Here is a 23,968-nt window from a genome sequence, read left to right as displayed (position 1 = left end):
GCCGAGCCAGGGTGATCACCGACAACGCGAAGGCGTGGGCATGGCACAGTTGCTGCGGGCGCTCGACGACGAGGTCTACGTCGAGTACGACACGTTCGGGCTGGACGGCACCGACCTGCCGTCGTGGGGTTCGCCCACCGATGAGATGTACCACTTCATCGCCGGGGTGCGGCTGGAGTCGTGGGACGCCGAGCCGGAGCCCGCGGACGACTCGTGGACGCCGGTCAGTTCGGCGACGTTCGTCGCGGAGAGCGGCGTGGTCTCGATCGTCACGATGATGGACGGCAGGGGGCATGACTTCCTGATCGGGCCGCCGCATTTCGAGTACGGCGTGCGCATGTACCTGCGGGAGCCGCGGCCGGGCGACGGGCATGGCACGGGGGAGTGTGAGGAGGCGTGGCTGCTCAGGATCTGGCCGATCCGGGATGTCTTCGACCCGATCACGCATGCGGCGCCGTTCTCCTATATCGCGCGGGGAGTGCTGTACTACTCGATCGACCTCGAACCCGAGCAGCTCGTGCAGCCGCCGGCGCGGCGGGAGGCGCCGGTGCCGGTCTCGGCGGTGGCGGACTGGGCGTCGCTGCGCCCGGACCCGGATCTGGACACGTTCGACGGATGGCTGCGCAGGGTGAGCCGTAAGGCCGAGGAGGCGGGCGTCACCGTTCACGAGCTGCTGCGCGGGGGCGGGCTCGACATCGAGGACGGCGCGGATCTCACCGTGGCCTCCTGCACCCCGCCGCGGGCGCGGGCGGGGCGGTTCACGGATCCGCTGGTCGACCGCTACTACGCCGAGCAGGCGCGGCTGCGCCCGCTGTCCGGACAGGACCCGGGCGAGGATCGGCTGCGTGAGTACGCCGACGGCGAGCGCATCGCCAAGGAGCTGTGCCGCAGCGGCGCCCGTACGTTCTCGGTGCCCGTCGAAGGTCGTGGCGCCCCGTACGTGTCACCGGGTGTGAGCCGTCGCGTGTGGCGGTGGGAGGACGACCTGCTCGGCGGCGAGCTCATGGACGGCGGGCTGACCGTGGACCGGCAGGTTCTGGCCAGGAACCCGTGGACCAGGCAGATCCTCGTCTCCGGCATCGTCACGGTCCTGCGCCGCGATCACGACAGGCGCGGCACCGGCGACACCGTCTGGTACGTGGTGCGTGACGCCGAGCCGCACGAGGCGGCGAGGGTCCTGTGCGCGGAGGCCACCTGGGAGGAGGACCCGGAGCAGCGCCGGGCCCTGGACGAGGTGGCCAGGGAGAAGCTGGTCGAGCTGCGGGCCACGTACAGGAGCCGGGAAGGGTGAGGGCCCGGTTGGCGGCGATCTGGGCGGTTCAGGCATAGATCGAGGCGCCGCCCGCGTCCTTGCCGGTGAATGTCGCGAGGAGGACGGGTGGATCCAGGCTTTGAGGCGGACTTCCGGCAGTTCGTGGTCGACCGGTCGGGGGCGCTGTTCCGTACGGCGTACCTGCTGACCGGTGACCGGCACGCCGCCGAGGACCTGGTGCAGTCGGCCCTGGTCAAGACGGCCGCGAAGTGGCGCAGTCTGCGTGATCCGGGCGCCATCGAGGGGTACGTGCGCCGGGCCATGTACCACGAGCAGGTGAGCTGGTGGCGGCGGCGCTCACGTGTCGCGGAGGTGTCCACCGGCCGGCTGCCTGACCAGGGCGGCGACGGGCACGCGGACGTCGTGGATCTTCGCCTGGTGATGCGCGCGGCCCTGTCCCGGCTCACGCCCCGGCAGCGGACCATGCTCGTGCTGCGCTACTTCGAGGACCTCTCCGAGACCGAGATCGCGCGGTTGCTCGGCGTCAGGGTGGGGTCGGTACGCAGCCAGATCTACCGCTCGCTGGAACGCCTGAAGAAGACGGCGCCTGAACTGACCACCGTGAGGGAGTTCCGATGAACCTCGAGAACCTGCTGCGTGAAACGCTCTCCGACATGGCCGACGAGGAGCGGCCGCCCGCGCCCGGTCGGTTCCTGGTGGCCCACGACCGCTCCCGGCCTCGTCGCCGCGGCGTCGCCCTGGTGGCGGCGTCGGCAGTCGCCGCGCTGGCCGTCGGATCGGTGGTCGTGGTGCAGGGGATGTCGTCGCGGGCCCCCGGTGAGGCCGTCGCCGGGCCGCTGAACGCGGCGTCCGAGGCCCCGCGGGCTGTCACCGTGACGGTGGTGGAGGGGGTACGGGTCGCGCGGCTTTTCGAGATGCTGTCGTCGCGCACGGGCAGGCCGGTGGCGGAGTTCGAGAAGGCTGCCAAGGACGGCAGCGCGCTCGGGCTGCCGTCCTACGCGCGGGGGAGGCTCGAAGGGTTCGCCTTCCCCGGGCGCTACGCGTTCGCGCCCACCGCGAGCGCGGGTGAGATCCTCGGGGCGATGGTGGCCGGGTTCGGGGTGGCCGCCGACGGCGCCGGCCTGGTCGAGGGGGCCAGGCGTGCCGGCAGGACGCCGCTGGAGATCGTGACCATCGCCAGCATCGTCCAGGCCGAGGCGGGCCGGGACGAGGACATGCCCAAGATCGCCCGGGTCATCCACAACCGGCTGGACCGGAAGATGTTTCTGCAGATGGACAGCACGGTCCTGTACGGCCTGGGCAAGTACGGCGCCCGCGCCGGGCGCGAGGATCTCAGGAGCCGGTCGCCGTACAACACCTACAGGCGTGCCGGACTGCCGCCCGGTCCCATCGGCAACCCGGGGGAGAAGGCCATCCGAGCCGCGCTGAAGCCGGCTTCCGGACCCTGGCTCTACTACGTGACCACCGACCCGAAGAACGGAATCACGAAGTTCGCCTCCTCCGAAGCGGAGTACGCCGAACTGGTCGAAGAACTGCGCCGCAAGAAGCACTGAGCCGGTCTTCCCTTCCCGTGCTTCATCGTCTATCGTCGATGTTCGATGAACACGAACGATGAGTCCCTGCCGCGCGCCGAGGCCGAGGAGTACGCGAGCTGGTTCAAGGCGCTCGCGGACGCGACGCGCATCCAGCTCGTCTCCCTGCTGGCCCGCAGGCGGGCGCCGATGAGCGTGGGCGAGATCGTGCTGGCCTCCGGAGTGGGCCAGTCCACCGTCTCGCACCACCTGAAGATTCTGGCCGACGTACGGTTCGTGCTGGTCGACAAGCAGGGCACGTCCAGCCTCTACCGGATCAACGAAGCCTGCGTGAGCTGTTTCCCTACGGCGGCCGACGTGGTCATGGGCAATCCCGTGCCCGCCGCGCCCGCCTGTGAGTGAAGGGACGCCGGTCATGGGTGAGGAGAGCGCGGACGGGCAGGGAGGCGTGCTGCCGCGGACGGGGGAGAGCGTGCTCGTTCTCGGCTCCGGCGGCGGCGTTCTCGGTTCCGGTGGCGGCTTCGACGTGCTGCCGGCGGCCCAGCGGGTCGGTCCGTACGGGACGGCGTACGTGATGGCGGACGGCCTCCCGTACGGGCTGGACGGCGGCGCGGACGGGATGGAGCGGGCGCGGCGGGAGGCGGCGCGGGCAGGGCTCGGCAACGTGCGGTTCCTGCGGGGCGGCGTCGAAGGGATCCCGCTTCCCGGCCAGTCGGTCGACGTCGTCGTCTGCGGCGGCCTGCCCGACGGCGGGGAGAAGGCGGTGGCTGAGGCGTTCCGGGTGCTGCGGCCGGGCGGCCGCTTCGGGATGACCGCCACGACCGCCGCCATGACCGCCGATGCGGTCACCGACGCGGTCACCCTCCTGGCGGCGGCCGGGTTCGTCAGCATCCGGATCGCACCCGCGACCGATCACGGTCAGGACGTGTCCAGCCCGATCATCCAGGCGGTCAAGCCGCCCGTGGGCCCCGGTCTGGAGATCCGGCCGATGCGGGACTCCGACGCCCCACAGGTGCTGGCGATCTACCAGATGGGCCTCGACACCGGGGAGGCCAGCTTCGAGACGGTCGCGCCGAGCTGGGAGGGCTTCAACGCCGGCAGGTTGCGGCACCTGCGCTACGTGGCGGTGGACGTCGACTCCGGGGAGGTCGTGGGCTGGGTGGCCGCTTCGCCGGTCTCCTCACGGCAGGTCTATTCGGGCGTCGTGGAGCACAGCGTCTACGTCCATCCGGGCTGCCAGGCGCACGGCATCGGCCGGGCGCTGCTGTCGGCGTTCGTCGCCGCGACCGAGGACGCGGGCGTGTGGACGATCCAGTCGGCGATCTTCCCGGAGAACGCGGCGAGCCTGTCGCTGCACCAGGCGCTCGGCTTCCGCGTGGTCGGCACCCGCGAACGCCTCGGCTGCCATCGCGGCGTGTGGCGGGACGTGCTGATGCTGGAACGCCGCAGCAGCGCCGACCCCCCTGTCCAGCATGGATAGATGTGTGTCAATATAGACCTCAGTCGACTTCGATAACCATCGATACGAAAGGGGTGCCGGTGAGGTGCAGCCCGCAGCTGGCCCGTGAGCCGCTGGACGCCGAACGGGCGGCAGCGCTGGCCCAGGTGTTCAAGGCGCTGGGCGATCCCGTACGGCTGCGGATCGTGTCGATCGTGGCCAGTCACGACGGCGGCGAGGTGTGCGTGTGCGACATCACCGGCGCGTTCGAGCTGTCGCAGCCGACCATCAGCCACCACCTCAAGGTGCTCAAGGAGGTCGGCCTGCTCACCAGCGAACGGCGCGCCTCCTGGGTCTACTACCGGCTGGTCCCCGAGGCGCTCGGCGAGCTGTCGGCCCTGCTCGACGTGCCGGTCGTCGCATGAGGCCCGCATCGTCCCCGCCGGGCGTGATCGGCGCGCTGCCGGTCCTCGACCGGCTCCTGCCCGTGTGGATCATCGCGGCGATGGCGGCCGGACTGCTGCTCGGCAGGCTGGTCCCGGGGCTGGACGCCGCCCTGGAGGCGGTGCGGATCGGCGGGATCTCGCTGCCGATCGCGCTCGGCCTGCTGCTGATGATGTACCCGGTGCTGGCCAAGGTCCGCTACGACCGCGTCGGGGCCGTCACCGGCGACCGGCGCATGCTCGCGGCCTCGCTGGTGCTCAACTGGGTGCTCGGCCCGGCGTTGATGTTCGCGCTGGCCTGGACCTTCCTTCCCGACCTGCCCGAATACCGCACCGGGCTCGTCATCGTCGGCCTGGCCCGATGCATCGCGATGGTGCTCATCTGGAACGACCTCGCCTGCGGCGACCGCGAGGCCGCCGCCGTCCTGGTCGCGCTCAACTCGCTCTTCCAGGTCGTCGCGTTCGGCGCGCTCGGCTGGTTCTACCTGGACGTGCTGCCTGGCTGGCTCGGCCTGGCGCAGACCGGGCTCGACGTGTCGACCTGGGACATCGCCCAGTACGTGCTCGTCTTCCTCGGCGTCCCGCTCGTCGCGGGCTACCTGTCCCGCCGGCTCGGCGAGCGCGTCAAGGGCCGCGACTGGTACGAGAGCCGCTTCCTGCCCCGGGTGGGCCCGATGGCGCTGTACGGCCTGCTGTTCACCGTCGTCATCCTGTTCGCCCTGCAAGGCGGCACGATCACCGCGCGGCCCGGCGACGTGGCCCGCATCGCGCTGCCGCTGCTGGCGTACTTCGCGCTCATGTGGGGCGGCTCGTTCCTGGCCGGGAAGGCGATCGGCCTGGGGTACGAGCGGGCCACCACGCTGGCCTTCACCGCGGCGGGCAACAACTTCGAGCTGGCCATCGCGGTCGCGGTCGGCGTCTTCGGCGTCACCTCCGGCCAGGCGCTGGCCGGGGTCGTCGGCCCGCTCATCGAGGTGCCCGTCCTGGTCGCCCTGGTCTACGTCAGCCTGGCCGGGCGCCGCCTGTTCCGCAGCGAGGAGATCGTCCATGCCTAGTGTCCTGTTCGTCTGCGTGCACAACGCCGGACGGTCCCAGATGGCCGCCGGCTGGCTCACCCACCTGGCCGGTGACCGGATCGAGGTGCGTTCCGCCGGGTCCGCGCCGGCCGAGCAGCTCAACCCGGTCGCCGTCGAAGCCATGGCCGAGGCCGGCATCGACATCCGCGCGGCCCGGCCGCGCATCCTCACCGCCGACACGGTGCGGGCCTCCGACGTGGTGATCACGATGGGCTGCGGCGACGCCTGCCCCGTCTTTCCCGGCAAGCGTTACGAGGATTGGCAGCTCGACGATCCCGCCGGTCAGGGCATCGAGGCCGTACGCGCCATCCGCGACGAGATCCGTACCCGGGTCGAGAAGCTCGTCGGCGAGCTGCTGCCCGACTGAGCGTCACCCACGCCGGGCCAGCAGCTCCACGGTGGCCACCAGGAGCCGGGCGGCGGCCAGCAGAGTGTCGTTCCGGACGCGATCGGGCGTCTCGGCGGGGGTCTGGTAGCCGGGCATGCCCATGCCGATGCCGACGGCGGGCAGCCCGGCGGCGGCGTAGCGGCGGTTGTCGGAGGCCATGGCGCCGGCGCGCAGCGGCGCCCCGGTCAGCCGGCCCGCCTGGTCGAGGGTGGCGAGCAGGGCGTGGGCGGGGCCGCCCGCCTCGACGGAGGCGGCCTGGTGCAGCTCGGCCGCCCCGTCCAGGTTGATCACCAGCGTGTCCTCCGGCAGCGTGGCGGCGTGGTGCGCCGAGCCCCGGGCGCCGGCCTCCTCGCCGTCCAGGAACGCCACCGACAGCTCGACGCGGGAGGCGGCCGGGCTCGTCGAGAGGACGCGGGCGGCCTCCAGGACCGCGGCCACGCCTGAGGCGTTGTCGGCGGCGGCGGGCAGCCGGGCGCCGGGGTCATCGCCGACGCCGTCATAGTGCGCCGTCAACAGCACCCGAACCCCCACCCCGCCGCCCGGACCGAGAACGTGCGGTCCCGGCTCGCCGCCGGTGGTGCGCGGGGAGCCGGCGTACGCTCCCGGCTCGTCGTCCGTGGTCCACGGGGAGCCGGCGTGTGTGCCCGGCTTGCCGTCACGGGGGAAGTGGGCGTGGACGTTCAGCCCGTGGGTGTCGAGGCGGCGGAGTGGGGTCGATGCCGTCACCTGGACGAGGCGCTCGGCCGCGGTGTCGGCCAGCCGCCGGTGCAGGTCGGCGCGCACGGCGAGGATCGGCACGCCGCGCGTGGGCGGCCCGGCGATCATCTTGGGCATCCAGCCCTCGGCGTCGGCGCCGCGCGCGATCAGCACCCCGGCGGCCCCCTGCGCCTCGGCGAGGTCGCAGGCGCGGGCCCAGTCGCCGGGCTCGGCCGGCACCCACCGGCCGCGCAGGTCACCGTCGGCGGAGGGCGCCAGGGGCGCGGTGCGCGGGGTGGGCAGATCGGCGGAGGCGAGGTGTTCGGCGAAGTCCCGGCGATGCCGCAGCCGGGTCGTCCCGCCGTCGTGCCATTCGAGGACCGGCGTGGCGTACAGGTCACGCACGTCCGCGACGGGAAAGCCGTCGAGCCGGACGTCGCCGCCCAGCTCGCGCAGCCGGGCGGCCAGCCAGGCGGCGGCGGCCCGGCCGCCGGGGGTGCCGACGCGCCGCCCGGCGTACCGGTCGGCGGCCAGCTCGTGCACGGTGGCCCGCATGCGCGCCGCCGACACCCGGTCGACGGCGCGCCTGGCTGTGGAGGTCATCCGCAGCAGCCGGTCGAGCTGTCGCTGGGGCCGTCCTGCGCGTCGGCGGGGGCGTTGCCGCAGCAGGTCGTGGCCGTCTCGGTCGCGGCGGCCGTACTGCCGCAACAGCCTCCGGCGGCGGCCGGGGCGAAGGCGTCGTTCAGGTCGCCGATGAAACCGCCGCTGAGCTGAGTGGTCATGATGATCTCCTAGTTAGATGGACATCTAAACAGCGGCCACACTCTCACACTGATTAGAAGAACGTCAAGATAGACGAGGATCGAATCAGCCGGTGATCTCGGCCACCAGGTGCCGCGCGGTCCGGCCGGCGCCGATGAGCGTGGCCGACGCCGGGCCGGTCCAGTCGCCGTACCCGAGCAGGTGCAGCCGAGGCTCGCCCCGCGCGCGGGTGCCGTCGGTGGCGATCAACCCGTCGGAGCCGCGCAGCCGCAGCGGCGCCAGATGGCCGAGCGCGGGCCGGAACCCGGTGCACCACACGATGACGTCGCACGGCGCCGTGCTTCCGTCGGCCCAGACGACCCCCTCGGGGGTGATCGCCGAGAACATCGGCTCGGCCTTCAGCACGCCGCGGTCGCGCGCCTCGCGTACCGGCGGGACGGCGACGATGTCGCCCAGCTCGCCAATGCTCACGGGGCTCTCCCCGCGCGCGATCGCCTGATGGCGGCGCGTGGCGAGCGCGAACAGCGCGCGCCCGTCGACCTCGTCGGGCAGCAGCCGGGGCGGGCGCGACGCGACCCAGGTGGTGTGGGCGACCTGCGAGACCTCCGCGAGGATCTGCGCGGCCGAGTTGCCGCCGCCCACGATCACCACGCGCCTGCCCCGGAACGGCTCCGGCCCCCGGTATCCGGCGGTGTGCAGGTGCTCGCCGCGAAAGTCGCGCATGCCGCGACAGTGCGGGATGTACGGCCGCCACCAGGTCCCCGTCGCGCTGACCACGACGCGCGCCCGCCAGGTGCCCGCGCTGCTCTCTACCACGAGGCAGTCCGCGGCACGGCGAACGGCCCGGACGGCGGCGGGACGGACCACGGGCAGCCGATAGCGCCGCTCGTAGTCCGCGAGATAGGCGACGACATGCGCGGCGTCCGGATAGCCGCCGTCGGCCGGGATCGGCATCATGCGGCCGGGCAGCGAGCTGTACTGCGCGGGCGAGAACAGGCGCAGCGACGGCCAGGCGTGCCGCCAGGCGCCGCCCGCCGCCTCCTGGGCGTCCAGGATGACGAAGTCGGCGCCCGCCCGCCGCAGGTAGTAGCCCGCCGCGAGCCCCGCCTGCCCGCCCCCGATGACGACGACCTCAGCCACGGCCGACGGTGCTGTCATGAGAGTGCGGTCATACGGTGACGAGCTCCGGTTCGGCCAGCGGGGCGAACAGCGCGCCCAGCTTGTTCACCGTCTCGGGGACGATCCGGTAGTAGACCCAGGTGCCGCGCCGCTCGCCGTCGATGAGCCCGGCGGTGCGCAGCACCTTCAGGTGGTGGCTGATCGTGGGGGCGGTCAGGTCGAAGGCGTCGGTCAGGTCGCACACGCACGCCTCACCGCCCGCGTGGGAGCCGATCATCGACAGCAGCCGCAGCCGTACGGGGTCGGCGACGGCCTTGAGGAGGCCCGCCAGCTCGGCGGCGTCGCTCTCGGCCAGCGGCTCCCGCGCGATCGGCGCGCAGCACGCCGCTGTCGTGTTGGCGGTCATGACGGCACCTCCTGCTTTGAAACCTGTCTAAATGATAGGCGATGGCAGGACGGCGAGGCCCGGCGCTCAGCCGCAGCAGCCGCCGGACCCGGCGGAGGCGCCCACGGTCGCCAGCGGCAGCAGGCCGCCGCCGACGCCGGTGGCCAGGCCGACCCGCTGCTCCTGGGCCTCGGCGAGACCGGAGGAGCACACGCCGGTCTCGGGCAGGTCCAGCCGTACGTCCCGGGCGGCCTCCCAGTCGCCGGCCAGCGCCGCGACCACCGAGCGGACCTGCTCGTAGCCGGTCGCCATCAGGAACGTGGGCGCGCGCCCGTAACTCTTGACGCCGACCGCGTAGTAGCCATCCTCCGGATGTGCGAGCTCGTCGACGCCGTGCGGCGGGACGGTGCCGCACGAATGCCGGTTCGGGTCGATCAGCGGTGCGAGCTGCCGGGTGGAGCCGAGGACCGGGTCGAGGTCCAGGCGGAGCTCGGCGGCGATGGCGTGGTCGGGGCGGTAGCCGGTGGCGCTGACGATCCGGTCCACGGTGACGGACTGCTCGGCGCCCGACGGGTCGCGGCTGATCACCTCGACGCCGCCGGCGCCCTCCCGTACGCGGTGGGTGAAGAAGCCGGTCAGCAGGCGGATGCGGCCGGAGTCGACGTGCGCGCGCAGCCGGGTGCCGAGCGCGCCGCGTGCCGGCAGCGCGTCGGCGTCGCCGCCGCCGTAGGCGCGGGCGGCGCTCCCGGCGCGGATGGCCCAGGTGATCGGCGTGTCCGGCAGCTCGGCCAGGGCCAGGAGGGTGGTGGCGGCCGAGTGTCCCGCGCCGACGACCAGGGTGTGCCTGCCCTCGTACGTGTCGCGGTCGGCGCCGAGGACGTCGGGCAGAGCGTGATCGACGGCCGCTTCCGCCTCGCCGTGGGCGGGCAGGCCGCTCGCGCCCAGGACGTTGGGCGTCGCGTACGTGCCGGACGCGTCGATGATCGCGCGTGCCCGGATCTCCTCGCCGTCGCTGAGGCGGATCAGGAACGGGACGTCCTCCCGGCCGTTCGTCCGCACCCGGTCGTAGCCCAGGCGGCTGATCGCCGACACGCGGGCGCCGAGCCGTACCTGGTCGCCGAACAGGGCGGCGAGCGGGGCCAGGTAGTCGCTGATCAGCTCGGCGCCGGTGGGAAGCCGGTCGGGGTCGGGCTCGGTCCAGCCGGAGGCGGTGAGCAGGCGGCGGGCGGCGGCGTCGATGTCGTAGCGCCACGGGCTGAAGACCCGGACGTGTCCCCAGCGGGCGACGGAGGCGCCGGCCCGGTCGCCGGCCTCCAGGACCAGGAAGTCGATGCCGCGCTCGGCCAGGTGCGCGGCGGCGGCGAGGCCGACGGGGCCGGCCCCGATGACCACGACGGGCAGGGCGCCGGTGTCGCCCGCGCCCAGGGGGCGCTCCAGTTCGAGTGAGGTGGTGGTGCCGCAGCAGCTGCCGCTCATCGTCGTCTCCGATCGGCTGATTAGAAATCTGTCGAAGTAACCAGCAGCAGCATGCAACGCTGATTAGAAGATTGTCAAATCAGGGAGCGGGCGGGCAGCAGGTGCTCAGCGCGGCCTGGAGATCGGCCAGCGCCTTGCCGATGCGGGCCGGGTCGGCGCGGTAGTAGACCGTCTTCCACTCCCGGCGCGAGGTGAGCACGCCGCCGTCGCGCAGCGTCGCCAGATGGGTGGAGGTGGCCGACTGGGCCAGTGACATCCGCTCGGCGACCTCGCCCACGGTCAGCTCCGCGCCGCCGGCGAACAGCCCCATGATCTGCTGGCGGGTCTCGCTGGCCATCGCCTTGAGGAAGCCGCGCGCCTCGGCGCTGAGCCCCATCCCGTCGGTCGTCATGGTCATAGCATCACCCCGGGCTCATCATATTGTGATTTCCAGATTTGACGATATGATGCGGCGGCATGGACACCATCGTCATCGGCGGCGGCCAGTCGGGTCTCGCCGCCGCCCGCGCCCTGCGCCTGCGTGGCCGCACCCCCGTCATCCTGGAAGCCGGCCCGGAACCGGCAGGCTCCTGGCCGCACTACTACGACAGCCTCACGCTGTTCTCGCCCGCCCGCTACAGCGCCATGCCGGGCCACGAGTTCCCCGGCGACCCCGACCACTACCCCACCCGCGACGAGGCCGCCGCCTACCTGCGGCGCTACGCCGACAGCCTCGACGTGGAGATCCGCACCGGCGTCCGCGTCACCGCCGTGCGCCCCGACGGGGCAGGCGGCTTCCTGGTCCACCCCGCGACCGGCGACCCCATCCGCACCAGGGGCGTCGTGGCCGCGTCGGGCTCGTTCGGCAACCCGTACGTCCCGATCCTGCCCGGACAGGACGGCTTCACCGGCCGGGCACTCCACGCCGCGGCCTACCGCAACCCCGGGCAGCACGCCGGACAGCGCGTCGTCGTGGTCGGCGCGGGCAACTCCGCCGTGCAGATCGGCTACGAGCTCGCCAGGACGGCCACCGTCACCCTCGCCACCCGGGCGCCCATCCGGTTCTTCCCGCAGATCATCGCCGGCCGGGACGCGCACCACTGGCACACCACCACCGGCTTCGACACCCTGCCGCCGCCCTGGCTGGCCCGCATCGCGACCGGGACGCTGGTCATGGACACCGGCGACTACGCCGCCTCACTGGAGGCCGGTCGCTGGGACCGGCGCCCCATGTTCACCGCCTTCGACGGCGACCGGGTCGTCTGGGCCGACGGCAGCCGCGAACCCGTCGACACCGTCATCTACGCCACCGGCTACCTGCCCCACCTGGACTACCTGCGGCCCCTGGGCGCCCTGGACGAGCGCGGGCTCCCGCTGCACGACGGCGGCATCTCCACCACCACCCCGGGGCTGGCCTACGTGGGGCTGGAGTTCCAGCGCTCGTTCGCCTCCAACACCCTCCGCGGCGTCCACCGCGACGCCGGCCACGTCGCCGCCCCCGTCGCCGCCTACGCCGGCGGCGCCCTCACCGCCTACGGCCTCTGATCCGTTGTCGGTCAGAGGCCGCAGGCGAGGCCGGGCGGGTCAGCTCGGGTTGAGGTCGTTCTTCCAGATCTCGCGCTCGTCGCGGCGCGGGTCGTAGACGATGACGTTGTCCGGCTTGTTGTCGCGGTAGAAGGTCATCACCGGGCGTTCGGTGGTGTTGTAGGTGGCCCACTCGCCGAGCCGGCCGGTGGTGGCGAACTCGACCCAGCGGCCGTGCAGGGCGTCGGCGAGGGCCTGGGGCGGGTTCGGGCCGGTGAAGGCGGCGCTGTCCGGGTTGGCGAGCGTGTCCCAGGCGAAGGGCAGCGGCAGGCTGTGGCAGGCGCCCAGCTTGACGCTGAGGATGTTGGGCGTGACGGGTGAGCGCCAGCCGAACTCGAAGACGTACGTGTCGGCGGGCGCGTCGATGCGGGCCTCGGCGATGCGGTAGGTCGGGATGCGGAACATGCGGTCGGTGAGCGTCGCGCAGGCGATGCCGGACGGGGCGTTGCGCGGGTACGGCGCGACGTCGGTCTCGGCGTAGCGGTCGTAGAAGCCGGCCGGAGCCCCGTACACCTCGGTCCTGGTCCGGAACGCCGCGTCGCCGGGCCAGCCCACCATCGGGGTGGGGACGACGAAGGTCCTGAACTCCTCGACGGTGGTGCCGATGAGCAGGGTCACGTCGGCGCCGCGGCCGTCGGCGATGGCGTCGATCGGCAGGCGCGGCACGACCTGGCCGTCGATGACCGGCATGAACGACATGCCGCACGAGGCGATGGTGCTGGCCCCGTAGCGCTCGGGGTCGGCGCTGGAGGTGACGTCGTCGCTGACCTCGGCCTGGGCCGCGATCAGGGCGGCGGTGTCCACGGCGGCGAGCGCCTGGGCGGTGGGCTGCACGTTCAGCCGGGTGGCGACGGCGGCGGTGATCAGGGCGGCGTCCTGGACGGTCTGGCCGATGTGCGCGCTGCCGCTCTCGACGATGGCCTGCTGGAACAGGTTGCGGTCGAGGGAGAGCAGGGTCAGCACGCTCATGGCGCCGGCGGACTCGCCCGCCACGGTGACGTTGCCGGGGTCGCCGCCGAAGCGGGCGATGTTGTCGCGTACCCATTCCAGGGCGAAGATCTGGTCGAGCAGGCCGCGGTTGGCCGGGGCGGGCGCGTCCTCGATGTAGGCGAAGCCGTCCACGCCGAGGCGGTAGTTGACGGTGACGCAGACGACGCCGTCGCGGGCGAAGGTGGCGCCGTCGTAGGTGGTCACCGCGGAGGAGCCGGTGGTGAACGCGCCGCCGTGGATCCACACGAGCACCGGCAGGGCGGCGTCGGAGTTGGGCGCGCTGGTCCACACGTTCAGGTTGAGGTAGTCGTCGCCGGGGACGACCGGGTTGCGGAACAGCTCGCCGAGGCGGCCCTGGAGCGGCGGCTGCGGCGGGGTGGGGCCGAACGCGTGGGCGGGCAGCGGCGTGCTCCACGCCCTGGGCGGCACGGGCGCGGCGAACCGGTTCTGGCCGACGGGCGCGGCGGCGTACGGGATGCCGCGGAAGGCGGCGATCCCGTTCTCGGTGAGGCCCAGGACGGGGCCGTGGACGGTGGGCACCTCAACGGTGGTGGGCGACATGGCACTCCTTGGCCGGGTCAGGTCGGTGCACGCTCGCTGAGGGGCCGGCCGTCCCCGGAGCACCGTCCAGGCCGACAAGCCGCGGCCAGGCATCTGGGTGATTACCCGGAGTGATGATCGCCGGATCTGGGCCTGACGAAGCATGACGATCTGTTGCCTCAGGATTTCTGTCCGGGCTCACCGGGCAGCTGAGTAAGCATTCCTTACCAACTCGCCGCCGCCGACTGCGCTCGATGTCGGGATACAGCCTCTTTGGAACTTTGGGTCTTGTGTAAGGTCCGGTGTCAATTTAGGCTCCGCGTCAAGTTAGTAAACCTTCCTAATCGGACCCCTCCCCCAAGGATCGGAGCTGTTCGTGAGGCGAAGTGCAGTGATCACAGTTCTGGCCGTCGTGGCCGCGCTGTTAGCGCCGTCAGGCGCGAGCGCGGCGGCGGCGGACCCGCTGGTGTCGCAGGGCAAGAGCGTGACGGCCTCCTCGGTCGAGGCCGCCGGCCTGGAGCCGGGCAAGGCGGTGGACGGCGACCCGGCCACCCGCTGGGCCAGCGCCGAGGGCGTGGACCCGCAGTGGATCCGCGTCGACCTCGGCTCCGCGCACACGATCTCCCGCGTACGGCTGACCTGGGAGGTCGCCTACGCCAAGTCCTACCGGGTGCAGACCTCGGCCGACGGCTCCACCTGGAGCGACGTCTACACCACGGCCTCCGGCGACGGGGCGACCGATGACCTCACGGTCACCGGAACCGGCCGGTACGTCCGGGTCCACGGCACCCAGCGCGGCACCCCGTACGGCTACTCGCTGTGGGAGCTGGAGGTCTACGGCGCTCCCGTCACGGGCGGCGGCGGGGACACCCCGGTCGAGGCCAACGGGCAGCTACGCGTGTGCGGCATCAAGCTCTGCAACGAGAACGGCAAGCAGATCCAGCTGCGCGGCATGAGCAGCCACGGCATCCAGTGGTACAACCAGTGCCTCAACAGCGCCTCGCTCGACGCGCTGGCCGCCGACTGGAAGGCCGACGTCCTGCGCATCTCCATGTACGTCCAGGAGGGCGGCTACGAGACCAACCCCCGGCTGTTCACCGACCGGGTGCACAACCTGATCGAGATGGCCACCGCGCGCGGCATGTACGCGATCGTGGACTGGCACATGCTCACCCCCGGCGACCCGATGTACAACCTCAGCCGGGCCAAGACGTTCTTCACCGAGATCGCCCAGCGGCACGACGGCAAGGACAACGTCCTGTACGAGATCGCCAACGAGCCGAACGGTGACGCCGTGACCTGGTCCGTCATCCGCAACTACGCCCACCAGCTCATCCCGGTGATCCGCCAGCACGACGCCGACGCCCCGATCCTGGTCGGCACCCGCGCCTGGTCGTCGCTCGGCGTCTCCGGCGGCGGCGACGAGAGCGAGATCATCGCGAACCCGGTCAACGCCGCCAACATCATGTACACGTTCCACTTCTACGCGGCCTCGCACGGGTCCGAGTACCTGAGCACGCTGTCCAGGGCCGCCGACCGGCTGCCGATCTTCGTGACCGAGTTCGGCACCCAGACGGCCTCGGGCGACGGCGGCAACAACTTCACCAGGTCGCAGCAGTATCTCGACCTGATGGCCCAGAAGAAGATCAGCTGGGTGAACTGGAACTTCTCCGACGACTTCCGCACCGGCGCCGTCTTCAAGACCGGGACCTGCCCGGGCGGCCCGTTCGCCGGGACGGCCAACCTCAAGGAGGCCGGCGTCTGGGTCCGCGACCGGATCCGCACCGCCGACGACTTCTGACGGAACGAGACGACCCCCACCCGCGGCTTGACAACCGATCGGCGCGCGTTTCTAATGTTCGGCGTGTCGCGTGACGCCGCCGGGAAGACGGCCGCGGGTGGGCGGCACCGTATACAGGGAGATGATCGCCGTGGACTCGTTCACCACAGGTCGCGCCTGATCTCGTCGCGCCCGCGCGTCATCGCCGAGCCCTTTCCCGTCCCTTCCCGTTCGCGAACGGGTCGCTGACGCGCGCCGGTTTCCGCACTGCTCGTCCCACATTCTTCACCGCCTGCGCGCGGTCTTTCTCACCTGGCCGAAAGGGCTTTCTTTTTGCTGACCATCACCCATGTTCCCGCCTCCCAGCACGAATCGGACGCCGTACGGGCGAGGATGCAGCAGGTCTTCTCCGACCCGCCCGTCCTCGACGGCGACGCCGAGCTGCGCCCGCTCCTGCCGGAGACCGGCGGGGTGCCCGCCACCTGGGTCACCTCGGGCGGGGCGACGATCGAGGACGGCGTGACCGTCTACGTCCACGGCGGCGGCTTCTCCTTCAGCAACCCGGCGATGGAGCGGATCATGGCCTGCCGCCTGTCGAAGGCCACCGGCCGCCCGGCCCTGGCCGTGGACTACCGTCTGGCCCCGGCGCACCCGTACCCGGCGGCGGTCGAGGACGTGCTGGCCGTCCACCGCAGCCTGCTGGCGCAGGGGGTGCCCGCCGGGAAGATCCTGCTCGTCGGGGAGTCGGCCGGCGGGACGCTGATCCTCTCGGCGCTGCTGAGGCTCGCCGCGGCGGGGGAGCCGATGCCGGTGGGGGCCGTCCCGGTCTCCCCGATCACCGACCTGGCGGCGAAGCCGGCGGGCAACGGCCGTGACTCGATCGACCCGGCCATCCTGGGGCCGATCGCCACGCAGTATCTCGGCGAGGCCCGGCCGGACCAGGCGCCCCAGTCGCCGGTCTACGGGGATCCGCGCGGGCTGCCGCCCATGCTGCTCCCGGTCGGCGGGGACGAGATCGTCCTCGACGACGCCCGGCGGTTCGCCGAGGCCGCCGCCCGGGCGGGCGTCCCGGTGGAGGTGGACGTCTACGAGGGCATGCCGCACGCCTTCCACGCGGCCGTGCTCTTCGCCGAGGACGCGCACCTGCCCACGGCCGCCGCCTTCCTGAGCCGCCTCACGGACTGGGTCACGAGGCTTCCCGCGCGCTGAGCCCGGCGGACAGCACGGCGGATTGGGCGGCGGGCTGGGCGGCGGCGATGACGCCGTGCACGGCCGCCGCGATGCGGGCAGCGGCCTGCTCGGGGTCGGGCCGGTCGGCGTCCAGCCAGGCGATGACGGCCTCCAGGGTGAAGGCGGGGACGAGGTTGGCCGCCCAGTCCAGCCACGGCCCGGCCGGGATGCGGCGCGCGAGGTTGCGGCGGGCGACCTCGCGCGAGGCGTCGGTGATGGTGTCGATCAGCTCGCGGAAGTCGGGCTCGCGGGCCGCGTGGCGGAACAGCAGCCGGAACCCGTCGGGGTCGGCGCCGGCGGCCCGCAGCAGCGCGGGAATGGCGTCGTCGTCGTAGTCGTCGCCGCCCGTGGCCTCGGCCAGCCGCGCGCAGGCGCGGTCGAGCACGGCCCGGTAGAGGGCGGCCTTCGAGTCGAAGTGCCGATAGAGCATCGCCCGGGTCAGCTCGGCCTCGGCGGCGATGTTGTCCAGGCCCGTCGCGGCATAGCCGGCGCGGGCGAAGGCGCGGGTGGCCGCGTCCAGGATCTGCTCACGCCGCTCCGCGCGGCGCATCCTGCGCACCGGCTCGGCCGGCCCGGCGTCGGGCTTGCTCATCGACCCTCCACTTGTAGAAGGCAAAGTATACATGTAGCTTTTTAGACGCTGGAGTATACAAAGCTGCGTCTACCTCCTGGAGGGGTCATGCCGTCCACGCCCGTTCGGCTCCCGTACGAGCAGCCCGACCCGATGCGGCCCGCGCCGCTGCTGCGCGAGCTGCAGGCCCGCGGCCCGATCCACGCCATCCGCACCGCCGTCGGCGACCCCGGCTGGCACGTCACCGCGTACGAGCACGTACGCCTGCTGCTGGACGACGACCGGCTCGGCCGCGCCCACCGCGAGCCCGCACGCGCCTCCCGCACCGGCGAGTCGGCGCTGTTCGGCGGCCCGATGGGCGACTTCGACACCGAGCAGGCCGACCACCGCAGGATGCGCTCGCTGCTGCAGCCGCACTTCTCGCCCAAGCGGATGCGCGCCCTGACCGGCCGGGTCGAGACCCTCACCACCCAGCTCCTCGACGAGCTGGCCGCCGCCGGGCCGCCCGCCGACCTGCACGCCGCGCTGGCGCTGCCGCTGCCGATCGCGGTCATCTGCGAGCTGCTCGGCGTGCCGTACGAGGACCGGGCCCGCTTCCGCGCCTGGACGCAGGCCGCCGGGGACGTCACCGACCGGGCCCGCTCCGAGCAGGGGCTGGCCGAGCTGTTCGGCTACGGGCGGCACCTGGTGGCCCGCAAGCGCGCCGCCGGCGACCCGGACGGCGACGTGATCTCCCGGCTGGCCGCCACCGACGGGGTGAGCGACGACGAGGCGGCGGCGATGGGCATGACGCTGCTGTTCGCCGGCCACGAGACGACGGTGACGGCGATCGGCCTGGGCGTGCTGTGGCTGCTGGCCACCCCCGGCCAGTGGCAGGCCCTGGTCGACGACCCGGCGCGGATCGACGCCGCGGTGGAGGAGATCCTGCGCGCGCCCGGCCTGGGCGGCGGCGGCATCCCCCGTTACGCCCGCACCGACCTGGAGATCGCCGGCGTGCGCGTGCGGGAGGGCGACCTGGTGCTGCTGGACCTCGGGGCCGCCAACCACGACGCGTCGGTGTTCGCCGACCCGGACCGCTTCGACCTCGACCGGCCCGCCGCGCCGCACCTGACGTTCGGCCACGGCGCCCGCTACTGCATCGGCGCGCCGCTCGCCCGGATCGAGCTGAAGGCCGTCTTCTCCCAGCTCGCCGCCCGCTTCCCGACCCTGCGGCTGGGCTGCGCGGTCGACGAGCTGACCTTCAACCCGCACGTGCTCACCGGCGGGCTGACCGCGCTGCCGATCGCCTGGTGAACGCGCCCTGACGCCGCTCACGGGACGCGCATCAGCCCGGCGGCGGCCGGGTGTCAGGCCGGCCGGCCATCGTCATCCCCATGAACGGCACAGCGATCGCGGCCACGGGGCTGCGGAAGGCCTACAAGGACAAGATCGTCCTGGACGGCGTCGACCTGCGCGTCCAGGCCGGCACGATCTTCGCGCTGCTCGGGCCCAACGGCGCGGGCAAGACCACGACGGTGAACGTGCTCACCACCCTGCTGCGCCCCGACGCCGGCCAGGTGCTCGTCGCCGGGCACGACGTCACCACGCAGACCCGGGCGGTGCGGGCGGCGATCGGCGTGACCGGGCAGTTCGCCTCGGTGGACGACCTGCTCACCGGCGAGGAGAACCTGCTGATGATGGCGGACCTCCTGCACCTGCCCAAGGCGGAGGGCAGGCGGATCACCCGGCGGCTGCTCGGCCGGTTCGACCTGGCGGAGGCGGCGGGCAAGCCGGCGTCGTCCTACTCCGGCGGCATGCGCCGCAAGCTGGACCTGGCGATGACGCTGGTCGGCGGGCCGCAGATCATCTTCCTGGACGAGCCCACGACCGGACTCGACCCGCGCAGCCGCCGCACCATGTGGGAGATCATCCGCGAGCTGGTCGCCGACGGCACCACCATCTTCCTCACCACGCAGTACCTGGAGGAGGCCGACCAGCTCGCCGACCGCATCGCCGTGCTCGACCGGGGCCGGCTGGTCGCCGAAGGCACCGCCGCCCAGCTCAAGCGCCGGGTCCCGGGCGGCCACGTCCGGCTGCGGTTCGCCGACCGGCGCGCGCTCGACACCGCGGCCCGCGTCCTGGCCGGATCCGCCACGGACGAGGAGGAGCTGACCCTGCGGGTGCCCGGCGACGGCGGCGTCCGGTCGCTGCGCGCCCTCCTCGACCGCCTCGACTCCCACGCCGTCGAGGCCGAGGAGCTCTCGGTGCACACCCCCGACCTGGACGACGTCTTCCTGGCCCTCACCGGCCACACCGACAAGGAGATCAAGGCATGACCGGCTTCTCGGCCACCCTGACGGACTCGGCGACCATGCTGCGGCGCAACTTCCGGCACACGCTGCGGAACCCGCTGGCGCTGTTCAATGCCGTGATCATGCCGATCGTGCTGATGTTCCTGATGGTCCACATCCTCGGCGGGGCGTTCAGCGTCGGCGTCGACTACGCGGACTACGCGACCCCCGGGCTGATCATGACCACCATCTGCTACGGCATCAGCCCCACCGCGATCGCCGTCAACTCCGACATGACGACCGGGTTCATCAACCGGCTCCGCGTCATGCACGTGTCACGGGCCGCCGTGCTCAACGCGCACGTGATCGGGACCATGCTGCGCAGCCTGGTGGCCATCGCGCTCATCGTCGGGGTCTCGTTCCTCATGGGGTTCCGGCCCTCGGCGAGCTTCCTCCACTGGCTCGGCGCGATCGGCATCGTCGTGCTGACGGTGCTGGCCATCGGCTGGCTGACCATCGCGTTCGGCCTCGCGGCGAAGTCACCGGCCAGCGCGGGCCTGATCGGCGTCCCGCTCATGCTCCTGCCCTTCCTGAGCAGCGCGTTCGTGCCCGCCGAGAAGATGGGCGCGGGGGCGCGGCAGTTCGCCGAGTACCAGCCGTTCACCTCGATCATCGAGGCCCTGCGCGGGTTCCTGACCGGCGCGCCGTCGGCGAGCTCGGCCGTCACGGCGATCGCCTGGTGCGCGGGCACCATGCTGGTCGGCTACGTGTGGGCGCGGGCGTCCTTCACGAAGCGAGGATGACGCCCGCCAGCTCGCGCCAGTCGGCCTCCCGGCCGGCGCCTGACGCCTCGGCGAACGCGGTCTCGCCGAGGCGTCCCCGCGCGTCCGCGGCGATCCTGGCGGCGTCGGGCTGCGACAGGTCCGGCGTGCCGCGCACGGCGTCGCTCGCCGCGAGCAGCCGTACGGCCTGCTCGTCCTCGCCCTGGCGCAACGCCTGGTCCGCGACCCCGACCAGCACCAGGGCGATCAGCGGCGGGTAGGAGGTCTCGGCCGCCAGGCGGAACGCCTCCGCCCGGTGCGCGCGGGCCTGCTCCAAGTCCTCGGTCAGATAGCCGTACAGGTCGCTGACCTTGGCGTGCACCATGACGCTCAGCTCGTGGACGCCCGGCATGGCCCGCACGGTGGCCAGGTGCCGGCGCGCCTCGTCCGCCTCGCCGCGCCAGTGGGCGAGCTGCGCCTTGGCCAGCTCCAGCTCGGCGGACGTCTCCGGCCAGGCGATCTCGCCCGTGTAGCGCTCGGCCTCGGCCATGGCGGACGCGCTGGCCCGCTCGTCGCCGAGCAGCCAGTAGAGGTGGGCCAGTCGCGAGCGCAGGCTGGTGACCTCTTCGTTCACGCCCAGCTCGGTCAGCGCCGTGCTCGCCTCCTCGTAGAGCTCGCACGCGCGGGCCAGCTCGCCGCGCATCGCGAGCCGGTCGGCCAGCAGGGTCAGCGACAGCGAGATCCCCATCCGCTCGCCCAGCGAACGGAACTCGGCGAGCGCGATCTCGGCGTCGTCGTCGACGCCGGTCTCGTCGCCGCTGAGCGTCAGCCGCAACCGGCCGCGCGCGAGCCGCGCCTGCGCCCGCACCCAGGCGTCCTCGTCGCTGATCAGCGGCTCCAGCGCAGGCAGGAACCCCGTCGGGTCCCGCAGCATCCGCTCCCACAGCCGGACGAACCCCAGGATGGAATGGCGCAGGCCGTGGCGCTCGGTGATCCGGTGCGCCTCCTGGATCCACTCCCGCGCCTGATACTGGTCGCCGCCGACCCCGGACGTCAGGAACACGGTCACGATCGTGTACGCGACCGCCCGCGTCTCGTCGGCCACCTCGCCGGGCAGCGAGGCCGCCGCGACGGCCAGCTCGGTGCCCTCGGCCCGGTGCCCGGCCAGGAACCAGAACCAGCCCACCGCCCCGACCAGCCGCATCGCCTCCTCGGCCCAGCCCTCGGCGATCGCGCCGCGCGCGGCCGCGCCGATGTTGTCGTGCTCGGCTTCCAGCGTGGCCAGCCATTCGAGCTGCGCGGCCGTGCGCAGGTGCGGGTCGGCGCTCCGGCCCAGCTCGGTGAAGTAGGCCAGATGCGCCCGCCGCGCCCGTTCGCTCTCCCCGGCCTCGTCGAGCCGGCCGGCCGCGTACTCCCTGATGGTGTTGAGCATCCGGTAGCGGGTGCCGTCGTCGTCGGAGAGCAGCAGCGACTTCTCGATCAACGCGGTCAGCACGTCGAAGACCTGCTCCCCGGCCGTATCCCCGTCACCGCAGACCTGCTCGGCCGCCTCCAGGGTTGCCCCGCCCGCGAACACCGAGAACCGGCGCAGCACGGCGCGTTCGGCCTCCGTCAGCAGGTCCCAGCTCCAGTCGACGACCGCGCGGAGCGTCTTGTGCCGGGCCAGCGCCGTCCGGCTGCCGCCGGTCAGCAGGCGGAAGCGGTCGTCGAGCCGGCGGGCGAGCTGGTCGACGGACATGGTGCGCAGCCGCGCGGCGGCCAGCTCGATCGCCAGCGGGATCCCGTCGAGCGCCCGGCAGATCCGCGCCAGGGCCGCCAGCGTGTCCGCGTCGGAGCCGATGTCCTTGCGCACCAGGTCGGCGCGGTCGCGCAGCAGCCGCACCGCGGGCGAGGACTCGATCCCGGCGGCGTCCGCCCCCTCGGCCGGCAGCGCGAGCGGCTCGACCTGCCACAGCACCTCGCCGGTGATGCCGAGCGGCTCCCGGCTCGTGGCCAGGATGCGCAGCCTGCGGCACTCGCCCAGCAGCCGCTCGGCGAACGCCGCCGCCGCCTCGATCACGTGCTCGCAGTTGTCCAGGACCAGCAGGACCGTGCGCTCGCGCAGCGCCGTGATGAGCCGGTCCATCGGCTCGCCGCCCCGCGCGTCGCCGACCACCGCCTGGTCGCGCAGGCCGACCGCGGTGAGCGCGGCCTGCGCCAGCTCGCCGCCCGCCTGCACCGAGGCCAGCTCCACCAGCCACGCGCCGTCCGGCAGCTCGGCGAGCATCGTCCGCGCGGTCTCCGTGGCCAGCCGGGTCTTGCCGGAGCCGCCCGGCCCCGTCAGCGTGACCAGCCTGTGCCTGACTGACAGGCCGGCGACCGCCGACACGTCGGCGTCCTTGCCGACGAAGCTCGACAGCCCGGCCCGCAGGTTCGTCCTGCGGTTCTCCGCCCGCTCACCCAGCTCGCCGCGGAGCAGCGCGGTGTGCAGCGCGGACAGCTCGGCCGACGGGTCGGCGCCCAGCTCGTCGGCCAGCCGCTCGCGCGTCCGCTGGTAGACGGCCAGCGCCTCGGTCGCGCGCCCCGCCTCGGCGAGCGCCCGCATCAGGCCCGCCACGAACCCCTCGCGCAGCGGGTACGTGGCCACCAGGTCGGTCAGCTCGGAGACCAGCTCCGAGCCCCGCCCCAGCCGGAGGTCCGCGTCGACGCGGTCGCCGAGCGCGGCCACGTGCAGCTCGTCCAGCCGCGTGACCACGGCGTCGAACACCTCGCTGTCACGCAGCGCGATGTCGGCCAGAGCCTGGCCGCGCCACAGCTCCAGGGCCGAGCGCAGCAGCTCGGCCCGCGCCGCGGGCTCGGCGCCACGCGCCTGGGCGACCAGCCGCTCGAACCGGCACACGTCCACCGCGTCCGGGTCGACGGCCAGCCGGTAGCCGCCGGACTCCGCCTCGATCACCCCGTCGGGCAGCACCCGGCGCAGCCTGGACACCAGCGCCTGCAAGGCGTTCACCTCGTCGGCGGGCGGCTGCTCGCCCCAAATCCAGTCGACCAGCCTCGACCGGGTGACGATCCGGCCGGCTTCGAGGGCCAGCGCGGCCAGCAGTGCGCGCAGCCGAACCCCGGGAACCTCGACCACGGCCCCGTCACGGTTACGGACCTCGAAGGGCCCGAGCAATCCGACTCGCACATCAGCAATTGTGCCGAATCGCGAAGACCAGCCGCGACGGCGAGCGCGTACGGGCGCCGTCAGCGGTCGTGTCAGGGCGGCGACGGCCCGATGTCAGCGCGGCAGGCGAAGGTGAAGTCCTGTCGCCAGGGAGGAAAGAGCATGGAACACACCGTCACCACGATGCCCGCGGCCCGTCAGGCCGGCTGCCCCTTCGACCCGCCCAAGGAGCTCATCGAGGCGCGCGAGCAGAGCCCGATCAGCCGCTACCCGTTCCCCGACGGGCACCAGGGCTGGCTGGTGACCGGCTTCGACCTGGTCCGGTCCGTCCTGGCCGACGCGCGGTTCAGCTCACGCAAGGAGTTCATGAAGCACCACCCGACGATCGACTACGGCGACATCAAGGTGCCGCCCGCGCCGCCCGGCGAGTTCCTGCTGATGGACGAGCCGAGGCACAGCCGCTACCGCAAGCCGCTGGTGGGCCGGTTCACCGTGCGGCGGATGCGGCTGCTGACCGAGCGCGTCGAGCA

Annotated in this window: 23 protein-coding genes and 1 pseudogene; 15 read left to right on the top strand and 9 right to left on the bottom strand. The window is 72.9% G+C overall.

Annotation, left to right across the window (positions count from 1 at the left end; translation table 11 throughout):
- The first annotated feature begins 40 nt into the window (after positions 1-40).
- The 8 genes from KME80_RS27590 (at position 41) to KME80_RS27555 (ending at position 6,129) form a co-directional block, all read left to right on the top strand.
- Positions 41-1,291: a hypothetical protein gene (locus tag KME80_RS27590; protein ID WP_219509263.1), complete on the top strand. Its 1,251-nt coding sequence runs from the start codon at positions 41-43 to the stop codon at positions 1,289-1,291.
- Positions 1,292-1,378: 87 nt separating this feature from the next.
- Positions 1,379-1,891: a SigE family RNA polymerase sigma factor gene (locus KME80_RS27585; protein ID WP_219509261.1), complete on the top strand. Its 513-nt coding sequence runs from the start codon at positions 1,379-1,381 to the stop codon at positions 1,889-1,891.
- Positions 1,888-2,826, top strand: a complete 939-nt coding sequence (mltG, locus tag KME80_RS27580) for an endolytic transglycosylase MltG (protein ID WP_219509259.1) — start codon at positions 1,888-1,890, stop codon at positions 2,824-2,826. Before KME80_RS27585 ends, mltG begins: the two co-directional genes overlap by 4 nt.
- Before the next feature lie 45 nt (positions 2,827-2,871).
- A complete protein-coding gene (locus KME80_RS27575; RefSeq protein ID WP_219509257.1) occupies positions 2,872-3,207 on the top strand; it encodes an ArsR/SmtB family transcription factor in 336 nt (111 codons plus the stop codon).
- Positions 3,208-3,220: 13 nt separating this feature from the next.
- On the top strand, positions 3,221-4,285 hold the full coding sequence (locus tag KME80_RS27570) for a GNAT family N-acetyltransferase (protein WP_219509252.1): 1,065 nt from the start codon (positions 3,221-3,223) through the stop codon (positions 4,283-4,285).
- Between the two features lie 59 nt (positions 4,286-4,344).
- Positions 4,345-4,668, top strand: a complete 324-nt coding sequence (locus tag KME80_RS27565) for an ArsR/SmtB family transcription factor (protein WP_308125950.1) — start codon at positions 4,345-4,347, stop codon at positions 4,666-4,668.
- Positions 4,665-5,741 carry an ACR3 family arsenite efflux transporter gene (gene arsB / locus KME80_RS27560; protein WP_219509250.1) on the top strand — a complete coding sequence of 359 codons (1,077 nt, stop codon included), beginning with the start codon at positions 4,665-4,667 and terminating at the stop codon, positions 5,739-5,741. The genes KME80_RS27565 and arsB overlap by 4 nt, the downstream gene beginning before the upstream one ends.
- Entirely contained in the window at positions 5,734-6,129 is a 396-nt protein-coding gene (locus KME80_RS27555) for an arsenate reductase ArsC (RefSeq protein WP_219509248.1), read from the top strand. Before arsB ends, KME80_RS27555 begins: the two co-directional genes overlap by 8 nt.
- Positions 6,130-6,132: 3 nt before the next feature.
- On the opposite strand, the gene KME80_RS27550 is transcribed toward KME80_RS27555, so the two are convergent.
- The 6 genes from KME80_RS27550 to KME80_RS27525 all read right to left on the bottom strand — a co-directional run bounded on the left by KME80_RS27550 (position 6,133) and on the right by KME80_RS27525 (position 10,985).
- Entirely contained in the window at positions 6,133-7,449 is a 1,317-nt protein-coding gene (locus KME80_RS27550) for a M28 family metallopeptidase (protein WP_219509246.1), read from the bottom strand.
- Positions 7,446-7,628, bottom strand: a complete 183-nt coding sequence (locus tag KME80_RS27545; protein ID WP_219509244.1) for a hypothetical protein — start codon at positions 7,626-7,628, stop codon at positions 7,446-7,448. The genes KME80_RS27550 and KME80_RS27545 overlap by 4 nt, the downstream gene beginning before the upstream one ends.
- 85 nt (positions 7,629-7,713) lie before the next feature.
- The gene (locus KME80_RS27540; protein ID WP_219509242.1) at positions 7,714-8,766 is read right to left on the bottom strand and encodes an ArsO family NAD(P)H-dependent flavin-containing monooxygenase; all 1,053 of its coding nucleotides are present in this window, start codon (positions 8,764-8,766) and stop codon (positions 7,714-7,716) included.
- A gap of 10 nt (positions 8,767-8,776) precedes the next feature.
- Positions 8,777-9,133: an ArsR/SmtB family transcription factor gene (locus tag KME80_RS27535; protein ID WP_219509240.1), complete on the bottom strand. Its 357-nt coding sequence runs from the start codon at positions 9,131-9,133 to the stop codon at positions 8,777-8,779.
- Between the two features lie 66 nt (positions 9,134-9,199).
- Positions 9,200-10,588 carry an FAD-dependent oxidoreductase gene (locus KME80_RS27530; protein WP_219509238.1) on the bottom strand — a complete coding sequence of 463 codons (1,389 nt, stop codon included), beginning with the start codon at positions 10,586-10,588 and terminating at the stop codon, positions 9,200-9,202.
- A gap of 79 nt (positions 10,589-10,667) precedes the next feature.
- Complete coding sequence (locus tag KME80_RS27525; RefSeq protein WP_246645880.1) at positions 10,668-10,985, bottom strand: ArsR/SmtB family transcription factor; 318 nt, start codon at positions 10,983-10,985, stop codon at positions 10,668-10,670.
- A 59-nt stretch (positions 10,986-11,044) separates the two neighbouring features.
- Here KME80_RS27525 and KME80_RS27520 point away from each other — a divergent pair, with 59 nt between their 5' ends.
- Entirely contained in the window at positions 11,045-12,112 is a 1,068-nt protein-coding gene (locus KME80_RS27520; RefSeq protein ID WP_219509236.1) for an NAD(P)-binding domain-containing protein, read from the top strand.
- A gap of 39 nt (positions 12,113-12,151) precedes the next feature.
- Here KME80_RS27520 and KME80_RS27515 read toward each other — a convergent pair whose 3' ends face one another.
- Positions 12,152-13,702 (bottom strand): carboxylesterase/lipase family protein, encoded by a 1,551-nt coding sequence (locus KME80_RS27515; RefSeq protein ID WP_219509235.1) that lies wholly within the window; start codon positions 13,700-13,702, stop codon positions 12,152-12,154.
- Between the two features lie 370 nt (positions 13,703-14,072).
- On the opposite strand from KME80_RS27515, the gene KME80_RS27510 reads away from it, so the two are divergent.
- Positions 14,073-15,482 (top strand): cellulase family glycosylhydrolase, encoded by a 1,410-nt coding sequence (locus KME80_RS27510; protein WP_219509234.1) that lies wholly within the window; start codon positions 14,073-14,075, stop codon positions 15,480-15,482.
- 312 nt (positions 15,483-15,794) lie between these two features.
- A complete protein-coding gene (locus tag KME80_RS27505; protein WP_246645879.1) occupies positions 15,795-16,670 on the top strand; it encodes an alpha/beta fold hydrolase in 876 nt (291 codons plus the stop codon).
- Here the strand turns inward: KME80_RS27505 and KME80_RS27500 are convergent.
- Positions 16,648-17,283, bottom strand: coding sequence for a TetR/AcrR family transcriptional regulator (locus KME80_RS27500; protein ID WP_246645878.1), 636 nt, complete (start codon positions 17,281-17,283; stop codon positions 16,648-16,650). The genes KME80_RS27505 and KME80_RS27500 overlap by 23 nt on opposite strands.
- Before the next feature lie 87 nt (positions 17,284-17,370).
- Here KME80_RS27500 and KME80_RS27495 point away from each other — a divergent pair, with 87 nt between their 5' ends.
- The 3 genes from KME80_RS27495 (at position 17,371) to KME80_RS27485 (ending at position 20,335) form a co-directional block, all read left to right on the top strand.
- Positions 17,371-18,555: a cytochrome P450 gene (locus KME80_RS27495; protein WP_219509232.1), complete on the top strand. Its 1,185-nt coding sequence runs from the start codon at positions 17,371-17,373 to the stop codon at positions 18,553-18,555.
- A gap of 80 nt (positions 18,556-18,635) precedes the next feature.
- The gene (locus KME80_RS27490; RefSeq protein WP_219509226.1) at positions 18,636-19,577 is read left to right on the top strand and encodes an ATP-binding cassette domain-containing protein; all 942 of its coding nucleotides are present in this window, start codon (positions 18,636-18,638) and stop codon (positions 19,575-19,577) included.
- Positions 19,574-20,335 (top strand): ABC transporter permease, encoded by a 762-nt coding sequence (locus KME80_RS27485; protein WP_219509225.1) that lies wholly within the window; start codon positions 19,574-19,576, stop codon positions 20,333-20,335. Before KME80_RS27490 ends, KME80_RS27485 begins: the two co-directional genes overlap by 4 nt.
- Here the strand turns inward: KME80_RS27485 and KME80_RS27480 are convergent.
- The gene (locus KME80_RS27480; protein ID WP_308125949.1) at positions 20,319-23,459 is read right to left on the bottom strand and encodes an AfsR/SARP family transcriptional regulator; all 3,141 of its coding nucleotides are present in this window, start codon (positions 23,457-23,459) and stop codon (positions 20,319-20,321) included. The genes KME80_RS27485 and KME80_RS27480 overlap by 17 nt on opposite strands.
- A gap of 141 nt (positions 23,460-23,600) precedes the next feature.
- Between KME80_RS27480 and KME80_RS27475 the strand changes: the two are divergent.
- A pseudogene (locus KME80_RS27475) lies at positions 23,601-23,968 on the top strand (cytochrome P450); the annotation flags it as partial.

It is taken from the genome of Nonomuraea ceibae (assembly GCF_019396325.1).
Classification (GTDB): domain Bacteria; phylum Actinomycetota; class Actinomycetes; order Streptosporangiales; family Streptosporangiaceae; genus Nonomuraea; species Nonomuraea ceibae.
This window is presented reverse-complemented; position numbering and strand designations above follow the sequence as displayed.